Here is a 16,837-nt window from a genome sequence, read left to right as displayed (position 1 = left end):
GGCTAGATCTTACCTTCGTCCTTGAACACCTTCTGCCAATCCTTGACCAGCAGGTCGAGCGCCTCCTTTGCGGTGCCCTTGTCGGCCACGACGTAGTCATGGACGCGCTTCTGCATGTCGAGCAGCAGCGACGCATAGGCAGGCTCTGCCCAGAAGTCCTTGACGATGTCCATCGACTTCAGGAAGTCGGCGGCAAACGGCGCACTCTTGGGGAAGGACGGGTCGTTGAGCACGGCCTTGTGGCAGGAATAGCCGCCCAGCGCCCACCACTTCTTCTGAACGTCGGGCTGCGCGAACCATTTGATGTAGGCGAGCGCGTCGTCCTTATGGTCGGAGTAGGAGACGACCGAGATCCCCTGCCCGCCGAGCTGGGTGAAATGGAACTTCTGCTTCGGGTTGACGAAGAAGCCGATCTTGTCGCCGCCGACATTGGGATCCTTGTAGAGGCCGGGAAAGAAGGCGAAGAAGTTCATCTGCATCGCGACCTGACCGGACTTGAAGGCGTCGAGCCCCTCAGACATGTAGGCATTGCTCATGCCCGGCGCGGTGCAGCATTTGTAAAGCGACTTGTAGAATTCCAGTCCCTTGACCGCATCGGGCGAGTTGACGAAGCCTTCCATCTGATAGGGCTTTTTGGGATCGTCGTACTGGAAGCCCCAATCGTAGAGCGCGTTGGTCACGCCCATCGTGATGCCTTCGGAGCCGCGCTCGGTGTAAATGTAAGTTCCGTAGACCTTCTTGCCGTCGATTTCTCGGCCCTGAAAGAACTCGGCGATCTGCTTGAGTTCATCCCAGGTCTGGGGCGGGCTGAGATCGCGCTCGTACTTCTTCCTGAATTCGGCCTGAATCTCCGGCCGGGCGAACCAGTCCTTGCGGTAGGTCCAGCCGATCGCATCGCCCATCGCCGGCAACGCCCAATAGTTCGGAGTATTCTTCGGCCATTGCGAATAGCCGACCACGGTGGCCGGCATGAAATCGTCCATCGAGATCTTTTCTTTGGCGAAGAAGTCGTTGAGCTTGACGTAGTGACCGTTCTCGGCGGCACCGCCAATCCACTGGCTGTCACCGATGATGAGGTCGCAAAGTTTCCCCTTTGAATTGAGTTCGTTGAGGAAACGGTCGGCGTAGCTCGTCCATGGGACGAACTCGTATTTCATCTGAACGCCTGACTTGGCGGTGAAGTCCTTCGAGAGTTCCACCAAAGCGTTGGCCGGATCCCACGCCGCCCAGCACAACGTTAACTGCTTCGTCTGGGCGACGGCCTGACTGCCAAGACAGGAGGCGACAACAACCGCGGTCGCCCCCAAAGCACGCACCATTTGGATCATCACAACCTCCCTGTTGTCGCAGGCGATTGCCTGCTTGCGCTTCCCGTCCTCGCCGTTCGGCAGTCGTGAGCGCGGAGATCAATCCGCCATTCATTACCGCTGCGCGAGTGTTTAGTGTTTTTGTTAAGTTACAGATTTTCACTAAACACAATGACTGTCAATGGGACACCATCGATTTTTCATCGAGCCAAGTTATTGCTGCAACGCAACCACTATTGCATCGGCGTCGGCCAACTCACATCCGGCAGGGAAATTCCCCTTGTTTAGTAAATGAGATAGGACTGCTCTGCGTGTCCACGCGTGATAGCGGCGAGCACCAGCGCATGCCGCCGCAGCGCCTTCACAACCCCGTTTTGCGAATAGAGCCCTCGGGCAAGATCGGCCCCGCTAGTTCCGGGATTTCCGAACGAGATCACTCTCTTGGAGACCCGACGTGCAGTTGACCCGTCGCAAAGCGCCGCCCGCAATTTCGCTGCGGATCAACAGCGCCGCGTTGTCCGTTAGCGCTTGAATATCAGGCGCTGCGCACTCAAACGTTCCTGCCAATTGTAGCGTTCGAGTTCGGGATCGAGGTGCTCCTCCACCGGCCGGCCGATACAGAGGTAGGCAATCAGGGTCCAGGATTCCGGCACCTCGAGGACCCGGCATAACGTCTCCGGTTCGAGGATCGAAATCCAGCCAAGCCCAAGTCCCTCGGCGCGAGCGGCAAGCCATAAGGTCTGAATTGCGGCAACAACGGAATATCGAAGGGTCTGCGGCATGGTTTGACGACCCAGGCCACTGCCCGCCTCCGTCGCCTCGTCGGCGAAGACCGCAAGATGGACCGGAGCATCTTCGAGCCCCTCAAGTTTCAGTCTGGCGTAACGCGCACGCTGTTCGCCGTCATAGGTTTCGAGCGCATTTGCGTTGGCCCGAACAAAGCTCGACCTCACCGCTTCCCGGCATTCGGCGGATTCGACCAGCACGAACCTCCAGGGCTGGCAATGCCCAACGGACGGAGCGTGGCTGGCGAGTTCAAGCAGCGAGTGAATCAAAGCCGGATCGACGGGATCGCGGCGAAACCGGCGAACGTCGCGGCGCCAGAGGACGAGGTCGCGGAGCGACTGCCGAAAGGCGGCATCGAATGGTCGCGGAGATGGATCGGGCGTCTCGGTCATATCGCGATCCGGTCGATGACGTGGAAAAACGTGCCCGTTGTCGAGCCCTGTCGGGCACCTTGTTCAGGAACTTCCGCGCCGGCGGCATCCCAGCAATCGACCAGCGGATCGTCGCTCGTCGAAACCGTGCTCGCGTAGTGGAACTCATGGCCGAGCACTTCCGTGCCCTTCGCGCCCAGGGCGCAGGCTATGCGAAGCCGCGCGCGTCGATAGCCGAGGTGCAGCCTGCGCTTCGCGAAGGAAGTTTCGAGTCCGAGCAGACCGGTCATTTCGTGCCTGTTCCCGTCGGCATCCTCGAGGCCGCGCCCCAGCACCATATGGCCACCACACTCGCCGTGGATGGGAATGGAGCGGCGGGCCAGTTTCTGAAGACCCTCCCGGAAGCTGTGAGCGGATGCCAGCGCGCCGGCATGGAGTTCTGGATAACCGCCCGGCAACCAGACTGCATCCGCCGTGGCATCGGGAGGGTCGTCGGCCAGCGGCGAGAACGGAACGATTTCCGCGCCCGCGTGCCGCCATTGCCGAAGGACATGAGGATACATGAAGGAAAATGCCCTGTCCTGCGCGAGCGCGATGCGCTGCCCGGGCGGCTGCAGCCGCGATCGCGCTCCGTCAGAATGCGCTTCGCGGATCGCGATGGCTGCCTTCGCGGGCCTCGCCGATTGCCCGATCGCATCGAGATCGATTGCAGCGGCAATGATATCCGCAAGCGCGTCCAGACGCTGGTCGATCGCGGGTATCTCGCCGGCCTGGACCAGGCCGAGATGCCTCTCGGGCAGCGCGAGACGGTCCTCGCGCAGTATCGCACCGAAGATCCGCATATTGATCCGGTCGAACGCCGGCGCCACCAGCGAGAAATGACGCTGGCTCGCCACGCGGTTCAGGATCACGCCGGCGATATCGACGTCGTCCCGATATCGGGCACAACCGAGCGCGACGGCCGCCGCCGTCTCGGTTTGGCCGGCGACATCGAGCACGAGCACCACCGGCCACCCAAGGAGAGCCGCCAGATCGGCGGTCGCGCCGGTCCCGGACCGTCCCCGCGCCGCGGCGCCATCGAACAGCCCCATCACACCCTCGGCAATGGAAATAGTCGCACCGGCCGACGCTTCGGTCGCGAGGGTTGCGATCAACTCCTCCCCCATCGCCCAGCTGTCGAGATTGAAACTCGGCCGGCCCGCGGCGATTTCGTGAAAAGCCGGATCGATATAGTCCGGACCGCACTTGAAGGGCTGTACGGCACCGCCTTGGCGCCGAAGCGCCCGCAACAGCCCGAGTGTCACCGTTGTTTTTCCGGCACCCGAGCGTGGCGCTGCGATGATAAGGCCCGGCGGACCGACGGAAAAGTTCATCGCGCGCCAACCATATTCGCCAGAAGCCGTTGCCTCATTTCCGCAATGGCACCGACGATCACGATCGCGGGCGCGTCGACCCCTTGCATCGCAGCGTCCCGGGCGGCCGTCCCGAGCTGCGTTTCGATAATCCGTTCCTCCGGTGTCGTCGAGGAGCTGATGATCACGGCAGGCGTATCGGGAGCCATGCCGCCGCGTTCAAACGCGCTCATGATCTCCGGCAGATTCGCCATCGGCATATAGACGATGATCGGCTGCCCGGCGCTCGCCAGCTTCTCCCACTCGGCCGCCGACGTGCCGTCCACCGCCCGGCTTCCCGCCACCAGGATAACGGCGTGGTTGGTCTCCCGCATTGTCGCGGGAATGCCGGCCAGCGCTGCCGCGGCAAGCCCCGACGTGATGCCGGGAATGATCCTGAACCGAAGCCCGGCACGCGTCAGCGCCAAGGCTTCTTCTCCACCGCGCCCGAACACAAAGGGGTCGCCGCCCTTCAGGCGCAGCACGCGTCGCCCCATCCTGGCGCGCGCGATCAGAAGGTCGTTGATATCGGCCTGCTGAGAGGAAGGTCTGCCGCCGCGCTTGCCGGCAAAGATCAGCTTGGCCTGGTTGCCCGCGAGTTGCAGGATGCGTGGATCGACCAGCGCATCGTGAACGATGTCGTCGGCCGCTCTCAGCGCATGCAACGCGTGCAAGGTCAAAAGCCCGGGGTCGCCGGGACCCGCACCTGCAAGCCAGACTTCGCCAGGCGGAAAGTCCGGGAAATCAGGGAGACCGTCGGCGAGCAGCTTCATGGCGAAATCGTGCTAGGTTTTGCTGCGCCCGAACGGAGCAGAATGTGAACGACGCCGCAGACGCGAATCAAAGGAGACCGGGCCAGCCGCTCAGGCGCGGCTGGACCACGGGTACTTGCGCGACGGCCGCAACGCGCGCGGCCTACGAGGCGCTTGTCACCGGTGAGTGTCCGGACCCCGTCGAAGCGGGGCTTCCCGGCGGGGCGCGCGTCAGTTTCGCGGTTGCGGTCTTCGAAACGTTTGACGGGGCTGCGACCGCCGGCATCGTGAAAGATGCCGGCGACGATCCCGATGTCACGCATGGCGCCCTGATCAAGGCGACGGTGAGAGCGGGTACGCCAGGGTCCGGCGTCACCTTTGCTGCGGGCGAAGGCGTGGGGACGGTGACCAAACCCGGCCTCCCCATCCCGCCGGGTGAGCCCGCCATCAATCCGGTGCCGCGCGAGATGATGCGAGCGGCGGTTCGCGAAGTGGTGGAGCGCTTCGGCGCCTCCGGCGACGTTATCGTCGAACTCTCGATTCCCGGAGGAGAAGCGCTCGCCGCCAGAACGCTCAATGCGCGTCTCGGCATTGTCGGTGGACTTTCCATCCTGGGAACGACCGGAATTGTCGTGCCCTATTCCTGTGCGGCCTGGATCCACTCCATCTACCGCGGCATCGACGTGGCACGCGCGAGCGGCATCAAGCACATCGCGGGGTCCACCGGATCGACTTCCGAGATGGCTGTTCAGAAGTTGTACGGTCTTTCCGAAACCGCGCTCATCGACATGGGCGATTTCGTCGGCGGCATGCTGAAATACGCGAAACGACACCCGGTCCCGCGCATCACCATCGCCGGAGGCTTTGCCAAGATGACGAAGCTCGGACAGGGACTGCTCGATCTGCACTCCAAGTCTGGCAGCGTCGACCGTATCTGGCTTGCGGAACTTCTCCGGGAGGCGGACGCGCCGGCCGACCTCATCGAACTCTGCCGTGACGCCAATACGGCATTGCAGGTCTTGCGCGAAGCAGAACAGCGCGGGATCCCGATCGGTCAGTTCGTTGCCAGGGCTGCGTGGAAGACCGCTGCGCAGGTTCTCGACGGATCGCCAAGCGTCCTCGACATCGCCGTATTCGACCGCGAAGGCAAAATCGTCGGACGCTGGGGCTAGCGGTTCGATCATGCGCCGCCTCCCCGGAATCGCCGACGATAGCCGCTGTCGTAGAGTGCACTGTCCCGGAAATAGCGCGCTGCCAGTACGTCACCGACGATGATCAGCGCCGTGCGCTCGATATCGGTCTTCTTGACCTCGGCTACGATCGTGCCGAGCGTCGCCCGGATGATCCGCTCGTCAGGCCAGCTGGCACGAAACACGATGGCAACCGGGCAGTCCTCCCCGTAAGCCGGAAGCAGCTCCGCGACGGTCTTGTCAATCACGTGAATCGAGAGATGAATGGCCAATGTCGCGCGGGTTGCCGCGAAAGCCCCGAGATTTTCGCTCGCCGGCATCGCCGAGGCGCGTCCGGGAGTTCGGGTCAGTACCACCGATTGCGCCACTTCGGGCAATGTCAATTCCCTGGCCAGCGCCGCGGCGGCCGCAGCGAAGGCGGGTACGCCCGGCGTGACCGTGTACGGGATATTGAGGGCATCCAGGCGCCGCAACTGTTCGCCGAGCGCGCTCCAGATCGACAGATCTCCGGAATGCAGGCGCGCGACGTTTTGGCCTCGCTCGGTGGCACGGACGATTTCTGCGACGATCTCGTCGAGCGACATCGACGCCGTATCGATGATACTGGCTCCGGGCGGGCAATAGCCGAGCAAAGCTTTCGGCACCAAAGAGCCGGCATAGAGGCAGACCGGGCAAGCCGCGATAAGATCGCGTCCCCGCACGGTGATCAGGTCGGGTGCACCCGGTCCGGCTCCGATGAAGTGAACGGTCATGAGGCCTCACTGATGGCGATGGCACAGGTCACCTTGTTGGCCGCGACCCGCGCGCCGAGCAGCCGTGCATTGCGACCCGCCGCGACGAGGGCCGACGCTTCAGCGATCGACGGAACTCCCTTGAGCGCCTGAACGCGCGATGAGCGCGTCACGACCCTGTCGGTGGCGCGATCCAGATCCGCAAGCGAGCACCGGACAAGACGAACCGACAACGATTGCGCAGCATTTGCAATCCCGCTGTCATCCGCCTTCGACGCTTCGGTCGCGATCGCATCGAGTTTCTCGCGCGCGATTCCAAAGCTCGCAAGAACCGTGAGAATCAAGCTCACAATGTCTTCGGACAATGTCCCGCGGCCACATCCGATCCCGGCGACGATCATGGCCTCCTCACTCGCCATTGCGTAACCGGCATCGCCGGGCGCCAGCCAGACATGGTACCCACTTTATCCGCTCTCGCGACCTGCAGTCGAATGAGCTCGCCGCCGAAACGGCCGAAATAATCGGCCAGCCGGGCCTCGGTCTCGAGCGACACCGCGTTGGCCACCAGGCGGCCGCGAGGTTTTAGAGCTGCCCAGACCGCTTCGAACACACGATCGTCCATCATGCCGCCGCCGACAAACACGGCATCCGGTCTGGCAAGCCCCGCCAGCGCCTCCGGTGCGCGGCCTTGCACGATCTGAAGTTCCGGCACGCCGAGGGCTGCGGCGTTGCAGGCAGCCCGGGCGGCCCGGTCGTTGCGCGCCTCGATGCCGATCGCGCTCAACGAGGGATGGCGCAACAGCCACTCGATCGCGATCGAGCCCGCACCGAGCCCGACATCCCAGAGCAGTTCGCCATGTCGCGGTTCCAGCGACGAAAGGGTCACGGCGCGAATTTCGCGCTTTGTCAGCTGGCCGTCATGCTCAAAGAACGCGTCGTCAAGGCCGGATGCGAGGGCAATGAACGCGGCCTCCGGTTCCGCGATCACCTCGATGGCGATCGTATTGAGCGGGAGAATTTCCTCGATCTTGAAATGCGATGCCGTCGCGTGACGTATCCGCTCGCGAGGTCCCCCCATCGCCTCCAGCACCGTGATCCGCGATCGCCCCATGCCACGCGCGTCGAGAAGCCCGGCAAGGTGCGCAGGCGTCGCGCCGTCCCAGGACAGCGCCAGGATGCGTGCGCCGGGCTGCAGGTGCCGAATGATGCCCTCGAGCGCGCGGCCATGCAGCGAAACAAGCGAAACGTCCTGCAGCGACCAGCCCATCCGTGCTGCGGCAAGACTGAAGGCGGATGGTTGCGGCAGGCAAACGAACTCCTCGGCTGGGACAAATGCCGCGAGTTGCTTGCCAACGCCGAAATAGAAGGGGTCACCGCTCGCGAGAACCACGACAGAACGTCCGCGATGCCGCCTGACCTCGCCAAACGCATCGCTCATGGGACTGGGCCAGGCAAGACGCCGGCCACAGATAAGATCACCCGCGAGTTCCAGATGGCGCGCGCCGCCGACGACCAGTTCCGCCGACCCGATCAACTGCCGCGCCACGGAGCACAGCCCCTCCACGCCATCCTCGCCAATGCCGATGATAGACAGCCAGCGCTTCTCCGTGCAGGTTGCGATCTCAGCACTCATGGAGATGGCCTCGATGCGCGTTCTCATCCTCGGAGGTACCACGGAAGCCTCGGAGCTGACGCGCCTGCTTGCGGCCGACAAGCGCTTTAATGTCACCCTTTCGCTTGCCGGGCGCACCGCGAGCCCCAAAACACAGCCCGTTCCAACGCGGGTCGGCGGCTTCGGCGGCTCTGACGGTCTGGTGGCGTGGCTGAAGCAGAACGCAACGCAAGCGGTCATCGACGCGACGCATCCCTACGCCGATCAAATCTCGTCCAACGTCGTAGTCGCCTGCGCACGACTCGCGATCCCGCTCGCCTCGATCGTACGCCCTGCCTGGGAGCGCCAGCCGGGCGACAGCTGGCTTCCCGTCGCGAGCGCCGAAGCCGCCGCCGACGTGCTTGGGCCAAACCCCCGCCGGGTTTTCTTGACGCTGGGCCGCCTGGAGCTTGGCACCTTCGCAAGCAGCCCTCATCATCATTACATTGCGCGCACCATCGACCCGCCCGGCGACGTCGCGCTGCCGCCCGATATCAAATTGTTGTCCGGTCGCGGCCCCTTCGACCTGCAGGCGGAAACGACGCTTCTCAAGCAGGAGAAGGTCGATGTGCTTGTCTCCAAAAACTCGGGTGGAACGGCGACCTACGCCAAGATCGAAGCCGCACGCAATCTTGGGATTCCGGTCGTGATGATGGCGCGTCCGCCTAAATTGCACGGACATGCCGTCGAAAATGCCGAGGCGGCCATGATTTGGCTCGAACAGCAGCTTGCTCATCGCACGACGTCCTGCTCCGCCCGCGGCGTATAGACCCACGGGCCGTGGTCCTTTCGCGATATGAGCCGTGTTGCCGCTGATCCAATGATGACCAGCGTGCGCATATCGGCAACGGCCGGATCTGCTTCTGCCAGGATTGTCGTGACGACGCGCGATTCGGGTGTCGCGGCGCTTCTGACGAAGAGCACGATGGTCTGCGGCGACTTTGTCGCTCGCAACAGATCGAAAGCGCGCCCGAGTTGATGTGGCCTCGCGCGGGAAGCGGGGTTGTAAAGTGCAATGACGAAATCACCTTCGGCCGCGGCCCGCAGGCGTCGTTCGATCGTTTCCCATGATTTCAAATTGTCCGACAGCGAGATCGCGCAGAAGTCTGCGCCGAGCGGCGCGCCGACTTCAGCTGCAGCCGCAAGCATCGCCGTGATCCCGGGCTCGACATGAATATCGAGGTCTCGCCACGCGGGATTGCCGGATTCGATTGCTTCGAAAACCGCAGCCGCCATTGCGAATACGCCGGGATCGCCGCCCGAGACAACGGCGACGCTTTTGCCTTCGGCGGCGAGCGTGAGCGCGTGGCGTGCCCGGTCGATCTCGACGCGATTGCCGGAAGCATGACGGCAACCGCCGAAGAGAGTGGTTGGAATTCGATCGAGATAGGTTTCGTATCCAACGAGATCCGTTGCCGCCTGCAGCGCCCGCCCCGCCGCCGGCGTCAGGAGATCGATCGATCCCGGTCCAAGGCCGACGACGGCGAGCGAGCCGCTCACAACCGCCTCCCCTGACCGGGGATCAGCACCATCGAAAAGTAAGGGCCCCTGCCATCGGGACATTCGGACAAGGGCATGATCTGCTCCCCTTGCATGGTTCCGCGCTCGATATAAATCGCGCGCGACAGCAATCCGGCCGCTTCGACAGCCCGGCGGACCTTTGCGAGGTTCTTGCCGACTTTCATGATGACGGCGGCATCGGTCTCGGCGAGCCGGCGGGTCAATTGCTCCTCGCCCAACGTCCCGGGCAATATCGAAAGGATGTCGTTGCCCCAGGTGATGGGCGCATTGGCGCGCGTCCAGCAGCCCGACATGCCGGTGACGCCGGGGACAATTTCGACCGGGAAATCGCCTTCGAGACGGCGCCACATATGCATGAAGGAACCGTAGAAGAACGGATCTCCTTCGGCCAGAAGCCCGACGGACTTGCCTTGCCGCAGCATCTCCGACAGCGCAGCGCCGCTTTCCTCGTAGAACTGGCCGATCTGCCTTTGATAGGAAGGATTCTCCGGCGGGATCTCGTCGGTCACCGGATATTCAAGCCGAAACTCGGTGCGTCCCGGCGCAATCAAAGGATCGACAATGCCGCGCGCATTTCCCTGCAGCCCGCGCTTGGCGAAAAAAGCCACGACGTCGACATTGCGCACCAGCCCTGCTGCCCGCAACGTCAGATAGCGGACATCGCCCGGCCCCACGCCGATGCCGTAGAGCGTCCCGCCACAGGCGGTTCCCGCGATCGCGTCAATGCTTGTCATTCTCGCTCACTTGCCAGCGCATTGATTGCCGCAACGGCCATGGCGCTCCCGCCTCTGCGACCGCGCACAACAAGGAATGGCACCCGCGTCTGCAATCCAAGCGCTTCCTTGGATTCGGCTGCGCCCACGAAGCCGACGGGCACACCGATGATGGCGGCGGGAAGCGGCGCGCCCTCGTCGAGCATATCAAGCAACCGAAACAGCGCCGTCGGCGCATTGCCGATGGCGACGATGGCGCCGTCGAGATTAGGCCGCCAGAGTTCCAGGGCCGCCGCCGAGCGCGTATTCCCGGCTTCTGCGGCGAGGCCAGCAACGGCGGGATCGTCGAGCGTGCACATCACCCTGTTGTCGCGAGGCAGCCTGTTGCGCGTGATGCCGTGTGCGACCATCTTTGCATCACACAAGATCGACGCGCCCCTCAGCAAGGCCGCGCGCGCGCTTGCGGCAAATGTCGGGGACATCACGATATCGCTGGCGATGTCGGTCATGCCGCACGCGTGGATGATCCTGACCACCACCTTTTCCTCGTTCTCCTTGAAACGGGAGAGATCGGCTTCAGCGCGGATGATCGCAAACGAGTTACGGTAAATCTCGGCTCCATCCCGGATATAGCTGCGAAATTCAGTCATGGTGGTGCCCTTTGGAAACGATCGAAGAGCGCGTCAGGATCAGCGACAAGCGCTGCGAACGAGCAACTCCGTGCAGGCCGATCCTGGGCGGTTCCGTTACGAACGATCCCGTAGAGACCATCAGCGCCGACAAGCGTGAGGTCGGCCGCGTCGGACTTGGCGCACCCCTTGGCGCAACCGGAGACGTGAGCGGTCCCTTCAAAGCCGAAGCGGGGTAACAATTCGGCTAGACGGCGAGCATCGCCACGGGTATCGAGGCTCGTCGATCGACAGGCCGGCGCACCTGGACATGCTTCGATTCTAAGCAGTGGATCGCAGGGTTCGGCAACAAAGCCTGCGGCACCGGCGGCAGCCAGGATCGCATTTCCCGCCGATGCCGAGGAAACCTCGGCATACAGGATACGCCAGGGTGACAGCCTGATTTCCTTGACACCGAAAGCCGCCATCTCGCCGGCACATTTGCGAAGCTGATCGGTCTCGACGCGGCCGAAAGGCGCTACGACGCCCACGGCGAACCGGCCCAGGCCCAAATCAAGCAGGCCAACTCGCCGATCCAGCGACACATCGATTTTTGGTGGATCGCGCGTCAGCGGATCGAGCCGTCGCTTCATCGCCGATCGGACGAAGGCAAGGCCTTCAACGGAAAGGTCACGCATGCGTTGCCGCGTCCCGTTCGAGATCACCTTGAGGAAGGCGTACGCGGCTTCCATCGCAGCTGCAGCGGCCGTTGCGGGAGAGACTGAGCCCAGCCATTCGATTCCGGCCTGCGTGTCGAGGCCGACCGCGACCGCGGGGGCTGCGCCGAGGCGAATAGCGGCAAGACGAATATCGGCGCGCTCGGCCGCAAGCGTCAAGCTGCCACAACCGTCGACGACGAAACCGAACTTGGACGGCAACGCCCAGAGAGCCTGCTCGGATGCGAGCAGTCGCGCGAGCTCCCCGGCGATGCCGCTGATATCAAGCACCTCGGCCGGGTCGATCCCCGCGAGCGGGCTGATCATGAGGTTACGGACCGCCTCCGCTTCCGGTGTCGGGTCGAGAAGCCCAAGCGTTCCGATCACGTCTTGCAGCCCCGGCAGATTTTCTTCGCCGACACCGCGGATTTGCAGATTGGCACGCCGCGTCAGGTCGATATGACCGTTGCCGAAACGCCGCGCGGCATCGGCGAGAACGACCAGTTGGTCCAGGCTGAACATTCCGCTTCGTGGGCGTACCCGCACGATCAATCCGTCACCGCTTTGCATCGGCGTCAAAGCGCCCGGGCACCAGCCCTTCACCTCGAATGCCACAGCCCGATTCACTGTGCGGCCTCCATTGACGGACCGCGATCGCCCGGTGATTTCCTGGTGGCGCGGTCCAACTCGCCGGCAACGGCGTTGCGCCGCGCGACCCAAAGCCCGCGCGCCAGCGCGTCGCGCAGCCGCGCAACGATGGCTGCCGCGCCTGCCGGGTTGGTCGCGATCATTCCGGCGAGCACGGCCTCATCCGCAATCAGGGCATCGTGCGTGAGATCGAATAAATGACCGGGCACAGCACGGGTCGTCGCCGCGAAGGCGTAAAGCGCGTCGACGCCTTGGGCGATCTCGGCCACGCCACGGTGACCGTGGCTGAGCATACCCTCGATCCAGCGGGGATTGGTCAGCCGTCCCCGCACCACCCGCGCGATCTCCTCACCAGCCGTGCGAGCCTTGGGCGTCGATGGCGTGCTGGTATCGAGGTGGTAGAGTTCTACATCATTGCCGAGCAATGCCGCCGCCGCCGCAAAGCCGCCGACGAAATCGGCAACCCCGTCACCATCGAGAAGATCGCGCTCGCGGTCGTCTTGCGGGTGGACCAGCGCATCGGCCAAGGACACGCGGGTACGGAAGCCATCCCCCGCCGGCATGGCCGCCTGCGCGCCACCGTAGGAATGGGTTACGGCGGAGAGGTAGGCCTCGCCGAGATCTTCACGCGCTCCCCAGTTGCTGTCGAGCGTGAGCGCCGCGATTCCCGCGCCGTAACTACCGGGCGCACCGCCGAAGATGCGCGCAATATCGTCGCCGCACCGGCCCGCGCCGGCGATCGGATTAGCGGCGTCGTCCTCGTCGAGATCGGCGATCCTGCGAATCGCCGTATCAAGCAGGGCGATCTGTGTTTCGAAAATATCCCTGAAAAGACCGGATATCCGTAGCGTCACATCGATGCGCGGCCGTTCGAGTTTCGCCAGCGGCAGAATTTCGACGCCGGTGACGCGGTTCGACGACATGTCCCAGACCGGTCGAGCGCCCAGGTAACCGAGCGCCTGCGCCAGGTCGTCGCCGCCGGTTCGCAGCGACGTGGAGGCCCAGAGGTCGATCACGAGCGAACGGGGATAGTCGCCGTGATCTTGCAAGTAGCGGCGCACCACTTCATCCGCGGCCCTTAGGCCGATCGTCGTGGCCGTCCGCGTCGGAATCGATCGCGGATCCATCGTCGTCAAATTCCTTCCCGTGGGCAAAACATCAGCCCTGCCCCGGCTCGGCGCCCCGGCCGGGCCCGGGCTCACGCGGCGCCCGTCAAGCGCCGCCAAGAGCGCCTTCTCCTCGTGCGACGCGCTGCTGCGCACCGCCCCTGCAATCCATTGACGCTGCTCACCCGTTACCGACGTGCATGCTGCCGCAACGATCGCTTCGACCAGCGATGACTGTGCATCATCCGCGGGAGCTCGCCCGAAAACGTGCAGCCGGTCGCGGATACTGAGTTCCTTGATATCGCACAGACGGGCATCGAGCTTGACGATCGCATCCCTCGCCGGCTCGTCTCTCGAGAGATTACATTCGGCGGCCAGACCCGATGTCCAGGCGCAGTCGATGATGGCGCCTTCGAGCAAATCGAGCCGGCGGCGATCGAGCCCCCCTGCTTCGGCATATTCCTCGACCAGCGCCTCCAGTTCGGCCGCCACGCCGTGCAGCCCCGCTGCGCTCAGCGGCGGGGTGAGATGGCCGATGGTCACGGCACTTAGTCGGCGCTTGGCCTGCACTGCCTCGCCGGGATTGTTGACGATGAAGGGATAGATGACCGGCAACGGACCCGTCACTGCCTCGGGCCAGCACTCGGCGGAAAGGGCTAGCGCCTTGCCGGGCAGCCACTCTAGCGTACCGTGGGTGCCGAGATGGATGAGTGCGTCGATCTTCGCCTGCTCGCGCAGCCAGGCATACAGCGCGACATAGGCATGGCGCGGGGGAATCGACGTGTCGTGATAGCCGGCCTTGCGGTCATGCGCCGCCCCGCGGTCGGGCTGAAGAAGAACCAGCAGTTTTCCTGCTTTCAGCACCAGAAAGGAGAAGACATCGTTTTCAGCGGTGGGAGCGCCCCAGCTATTTTCGATCTCGTTCTGCAGACTCGGCGGAAAGGCCTTCAGCCATGACGCATACGTGTTCACGGCAATATCGATGCCGGCGCAATCTCCCGAAAGCAGCCGCTCGACATCAGCCGCGCACAATCCTGCTTCGCCGACATCGTAGCCTTCCGCATGCATCAGCTTGACGATTTGAACGACGCTTTCGGCCGTATCCAGTCCCACGGCATAGCCGGCACGTCCCGCGCGAGCCGGATAATCGGATAGAACGAGCGCCAATCGACGCTCCGCGCGCGGGGTTCGGCCCAACTTGACCCAGCGGGCCGCCTGACGCGCGACAAACTCGATCCGGTCGGGACAAGGTCTGTGCCGAACGGACGCAAATTCAATCCGGGAATCGAACTCGTCCTCGGTCTTGAACGAAATGGCACGGCTCAACAACCGACCATCCAGTTCGGGCAGCACGACATTCATGGCGAGATCTGACGGGGACAATCCGCGTGGCGACGAGGCCCAGGCCTCCTGCGAGTTGCTCGCCAGCACAACCTGCAGCACGGGAACGCCGGCAGCGTCGAGAACCGTCGTGCCATCTTCGCGCAGAGCGGAGAATGCCGTCGCATTGAGGATAATCGCCGGCCGCCGAACCGCGATCACCCGTTCGAGAACTTCTGCCGCCGCCGGATCCTTGAGGCTGGAGACTGCAACTGCGACCGGCGCGAGGTTCTCCGCTTCGAGCGCCGCCATCAAGACGCGGATGGGGGCCGTGTCGGCCGCGAGCAGGCTCGCTTTATAGAACAGGACCAGCGCAACGGGGCGTTTGTCGACCGCGCCAAACAAATCCTTCAGGGGTACCGTGCGTCCGTCGGCGGAAAACCCGACGGCCGGTCCGACCGGCATCGGATCGGTCCAGGCGGTGTCTCGACCCAGCAGGCTGCCGACATATCCCAGGGCCTGGCGCAGATTCTCCGGGCCGCCTTCGCGAAAGAAACGGTCCAGACGAGACAGCGTCTCCGTTGTCACCGTGGAGATTTCGGCCAACCGGGAATCGGGGCGATCGTCACCGGGCAAGGCGGCAAACAGAATGCCGCTACCGCGCGCGATCGAAGCGATGATTTCCAGTCCATACCGCCAGTATTCGAAACCGCCGAGACAGCGCACGATGACCATCCGTGCATGCGCGACGACGCGCTCGACATAGAGGTCCACGGACATCGGGTGCTTCAGTCTCTTGAGGCTCGCAAGCCGCAACGCCGGCAGTACCTCGGCATCCGACTGCCAGGCGGCGGCCAGAGCGGACAGGTCGCTGTCCGCGAAGGAGAGCACCACGAGATCGGCTGGCGACTGTTCGAGATCGACCGCGGCTTCCGCCTCGTCCAGTTTCGCAACGTTGGTCGCCAGCAGATGCATGCGGAATCAACCCAGGATCAGGTTTCGAATTGCGGCGGCGTCGAGCCCCTTCTGGCCGATGACGACCAGACGGCTGCTTCGCTCCTCGTCCTTGTGCCATGCGCGATCGAACCGGTGCTGGATGCGGGATCCGACCCCCTGAATCAGCAGACGCATCGGCTTGTCAAGAATCTCCACAAAGCCCTTGACGCGAAGGATGTCATGCGCCGCCGCCGCCTCGGCAATTTTCTGAACCAGGGTTTGCGGGGTTTCGAAACGCCGGAGATCGATGACAAAGGACTCGAAATCGTCGTGGTCGTGTTCGGCTTCGGCATCGTGGTGGGAGTACCGGTTTGCAATATCGTCTTCGGCGGCAACGCCGAGTCCCAGCAGGATAGCGGGCGACACGCGGCCGCTTTCCACCTCGACGATCTTGACCGATCTGGAAATCACCCGTCCGATCTCGCCGACCACTCGGCCCCGCTCTTCCAGCGACATCAGATCGGCCTTGTTCAGAACAATGAGATCGGCGCAGAGAAGTTGATCCTCGTAGACTTCCTCGAGCGGATTGTCGTGATCGAGGGCCGTGTCCTGCGCGCGCTGCCGGCTGACGGCATCCGGATCGTCGACGAACCGTCCTGCGGCAACGGCGGCGCCGTCGACGACGGCGACCACGCCATCGACCGTCACGCGCGAGGCGATCTCCGGCCAGTTGAAGGCCTGCACCAGCGGTTTGGGAAGCGCGAGGCCGGAGGTTTCGATAACGATGTGCTCCGGCGGAACCGGATGATCGAGCAGACGTTTGAGGGCGGGAACGAAATCGTCCGCCACCGTGCAACAGATGCAACCGTTGGATAACTCTATGATCCGGTCTTCCGGGCAGCTCTCGATGCCGCAGCTCTTCAAAATCTCGCCGTCGATGCCGATGTCGCCGAATTCATTGACGATCACCGCAAGGCGGCGCCCGCCGGCATTTTCAAGAACATGGCGAACGAGTGTTGTCTTGCCGGCGCCGAGGAAGCCCGTGATGATCGTGCAGGGAACTTTGGCTAGGGATGTCATCAGCAATCTT

15 protein-coding genes are annotated in these 16,837 nt (G+C 63.6%); 2 read left to right on the top strand and 13 right to left on the bottom strand.

The window, feature by feature from the left end; genetic code table 11:
• Positions 1 to 2: 2 nt before the first annotated feature.
• The 4 genes from V1289_RS40275 to cobA all read right to left on the bottom strand — a co-directional run bounded on the left by V1289_RS40275 (position 3) and on the right by cobA (position 4,628).
• Positions 3 to 1,319 carry an ABC transporter substrate-binding protein gene (locus V1289_RS40275; RefSeq protein ID WP_442896225.1) on the bottom strand — a complete coding sequence of 439 codons (1,317 nt, stop codon included), beginning with the start codon at positions 1,317 to 1,319 and terminating at the stop codon, positions 3 to 5.
• 509 nt (positions 1,320 to 1,828) lie between these two features.
• Positions 1,829 to 2,485, bottom strand: coding sequence for a 5,6-dimethylbenzimidazole synthase (bluB, locus tag V1289_RS40270; RefSeq protein ID WP_334404708.1), 657 nt, complete (start codon positions 2,483 to 2,485; stop codon positions 1,829 to 1,831).
• Entirely contained in the window at positions 2,482 to 3,837 is a 1,356-nt protein-coding gene (locus tag V1289_RS40265; RefSeq protein WP_334404706.1) for a cobyrinate a,c-diamide synthase, read from the bottom strand. Before V1289_RS40265 ends, bluB begins: the two co-directional genes overlap by 4 nt.
• Positions 3,834 to 4,628: a uroporphyrinogen-III C-methyltransferase gene (gene cobA / locus V1289_RS40260; protein ID WP_334404704.1), complete on the bottom strand. Its 795-nt coding sequence runs from the start codon at positions 4,626 to 4,628 to the stop codon at positions 3,834 to 3,836. Before cobA ends, V1289_RS40265 begins: the two co-directional genes overlap by 4 nt.
• A 44-nt stretch (positions 4,629 to 4,672) precedes the next feature.
• Between cobA and V1289_RS40255 the strand changes: the two genes are divergently transcribed.
• On the top strand, positions 4,673 to 5,779 hold the full coding sequence (locus tag V1289_RS40255; protein ID WP_334404702.1) for a cobalt-precorrin-5B (C(1))-methyltransferase: 1,107 nt from the start codon (positions 4,673 to 4,675) through the stop codon (positions 5,777 to 5,779).
• An 8-nt stretch (positions 5,780 to 5,787) separates the two neighbouring features.
• On the opposite strand, the gene cobM is transcribed toward V1289_RS40255, so the two are convergent.
• Genes cobM through cbiE form a run of 3 tightly spaced genes read right to left on the bottom strand, consistent with a single transcriptional unit; the run spans position 5,788 to position 8,161 of the window.
• A complete protein-coding gene (gene cobM / locus V1289_RS40250; RefSeq protein ID WP_334404700.1) occupies positions 5,788 to 6,549 on the bottom strand; it encodes a precorrin-4 C(11)-methyltransferase in 762 nt (253 codons plus the stop codon).
• Entirely contained in the window at positions 6,546 to 6,929 is a 384-nt protein-coding gene (locus tag V1289_RS40245) for a cobalamin biosynthesis protein (protein ID WP_334404699.1), read from the bottom strand. The genes cobM and V1289_RS40245 overlap by 4 nt, the downstream gene beginning before the upstream one ends.
• Positions 6,926 to 8,161, bottom strand: coding sequence for a precorrin-6y C5,15-methyltransferase (decarboxylating) subunit CbiE (gene cbiE, locus V1289_RS40240; RefSeq protein ID WP_334404697.1), 1,236 nt, complete (start codon positions 8,159 to 8,161; stop codon positions 6,926 to 6,928). The genes V1289_RS40245 and cbiE overlap by 4 nt, the downstream gene beginning before the upstream one ends.
• 13 nt (positions 8,162 to 8,174) lie before the next feature.
• Between cbiE and V1289_RS40235 the strand changes: the two genes are divergently transcribed.
• Positions 8,175 to 8,948 carry a cobalt-precorrin-6A reductase gene (locus tag V1289_RS40235; protein WP_334404695.1) on the top strand — a complete coding sequence of 258 codons (774 nt, stop codon included), beginning with the start codon at positions 8,175 to 8,177 and terminating at the stop codon, positions 8,946 to 8,948.
• Here the strand turns inward: V1289_RS40235 and cobJ are convergent.
• Genes cobJ through cobW form a run of 6 tightly spaced genes read right to left on the bottom strand, consistent with a single transcriptional unit; the run spans position 8,912 to position 16,827 of the window.
• Complete coding sequence (cobJ, locus tag V1289_RS40230) at positions 8,912 to 9,679, bottom strand: precorrin-3B C(17)-methyltransferase (protein ID WP_334404693.1); 768 nt, start codon at positions 9,677 to 9,679, stop codon at positions 8,912 to 8,914. The two genes, V1289_RS40235 and cobJ, sit on opposite strands and share 37 nt — an antisense overlap.
• Positions 9,676 to 10,434 (bottom strand): precorrin-2 C(20)-methyltransferase, encoded by a 759-nt coding sequence (locus V1289_RS40225; protein WP_334404691.1) that lies wholly within the window; start codon positions 10,432 to 10,434, stop codon positions 9,676 to 9,678. Before V1289_RS40225 ends, cobJ begins: the two co-directional genes overlap by 4 nt.
• Positions 10,431 to 11,063: a precorrin-8X methylmutase gene (locus tag V1289_RS40220; RefSeq protein ID WP_334404689.1), complete on the bottom strand. Its 633-nt coding sequence runs from the start codon at positions 11,061 to 11,063 to the stop codon at positions 10,431 to 10,433. Before V1289_RS40220 ends, V1289_RS40225 begins: the two co-directional genes overlap by 4 nt.
• Positions 11,060 to 12,364, bottom strand: coding sequence for a precorrin-3B synthase (gene cobG, locus V1289_RS40215; protein WP_334404687.1), 1,305 nt, complete (start codon positions 12,362 to 12,364; stop codon positions 11,060 to 11,062). Before cobG ends, V1289_RS40220 begins: the two co-directional genes overlap by 4 nt.
• Positions 12,361 to 15,786, bottom strand: coding sequence for a cobaltochelatase subunit CobN (gene cobN / locus V1289_RS40210; protein WP_334404685.1), 3,426 nt, complete (start codon positions 15,784 to 15,786; stop codon positions 12,361 to 12,363). The genes cobG and cobN overlap by 4 nt, the downstream gene beginning before the upstream one ends.
• A 6-nt stretch (positions 15,787 to 15,792) precedes the next feature.
• The gene (cobW, locus tag V1289_RS40205; protein WP_334404683.1) at positions 15,793 to 16,827 is read right to left on the bottom strand and encodes a cobalamin biosynthesis protein CobW; all 1,035 of its coding nucleotides are present in this window, start codon (positions 16,825 to 16,827) and stop codon (positions 15,793 to 15,795) included.
• Between the last annotated feature and the right edge of the window lie 10 nt (positions 16,828 to 16,837).

Source organism: Bradyrhizobium sp. AZCC 2289, assembly GCF_036924615.1.
In the GTDB taxonomy this organism is placed as follows: Bacteria; Pseudomonadota; Alphaproteobacteria; order Rhizobiales; family Xanthobacteraceae; genus Bradyrhizobium.
The sequence above is the reverse complement of the archived record's forward strand: the minus strand, read 5'-3'. Positions and strand labels throughout refer to the sequence as shown.

Excerpts from the sequence above, each read along its gene's own strand:
- V1289_RS40235 (WP_334404695.1), top strand. The coding sequence starts at position 8,175 with ATGCGCGTTCTCATCCTCGGAGGTACCACGGAAGCCTCGGAGCTGACG.
- V1289_RS40275 (WP_442896225.1), bottom strand. The coding sequence starts at position 1,319 with ATGGTGCGTGCTTTGGGGGCGACCGCGGTTGTTGTCGCCTCCTGTCTT.
- cobM (WP_334404700.1), bottom strand. The coding sequence starts at position 6,549 with ATGACCGTTCACTTCATCGGAGCCGGACCGGGTGCACCCGACCTGATC.
- cobN (WP_334404685.1), bottom strand. The coding sequence starts at position 15,786 with ATGCATCTGCTGGCGACCAACGTTGCGAAACTGGACGAGGCGGAAGCC.
- cobA (WP_334404704.1), bottom strand. The coding sequence starts at position 4,628 with ATGAAGCTGCTCGCCGACGGTCTCCCTGATTTCCCGGACTTTCCGCCT.
- cobW (WP_334404683.1), bottom strand. The coding sequence starts at position 16,827 with ATGACATCCCTAGCCAAAGTTCCCTGCACGATCATCACGGGCTTCCTC.
- V1289_RS40225 (WP_334404691.1), bottom strand. The coding sequence starts at position 10,434 with ATGACAAGCATTGACGCGATCGCGGGAACCGCCTGTGGCGGGACGCTC.
- V1289_RS40245 (WP_334404699.1), bottom strand. The coding sequence starts at position 6,929 with ATGATCGTCGCCGGGATCGGATGTGGCCGCGGGACATTGTCCGAAGAC.
- V1289_RS40265 (WP_334404706.1), bottom strand. The coding sequence starts at position 3,837 with ATGAACTTTTCCGTCGGTCCGCCGGGCCTTATCATCGCAGCGCCACGC.
- V1289_RS40220 (WP_334404689.1), bottom strand. The coding sequence starts at position 11,063 with ATGACTGAATTTCGCAGCTATATCCGGGATGGAGCCGAGATTTACCGT.
- cbiE (WP_334404697.1), bottom strand. The coding sequence starts at position 8,161 with ATGAGTGCTGAGATCGCAACCTGCACGGAGAAGCGCTGGCTGTCTATC.
- bluB (WP_334404708.1), bottom strand. The coding sequence starts at position 2,485 with ATGACCGAGACGCCCGATCCATCTCCGCGACCATTCGATGCCGCCTTT.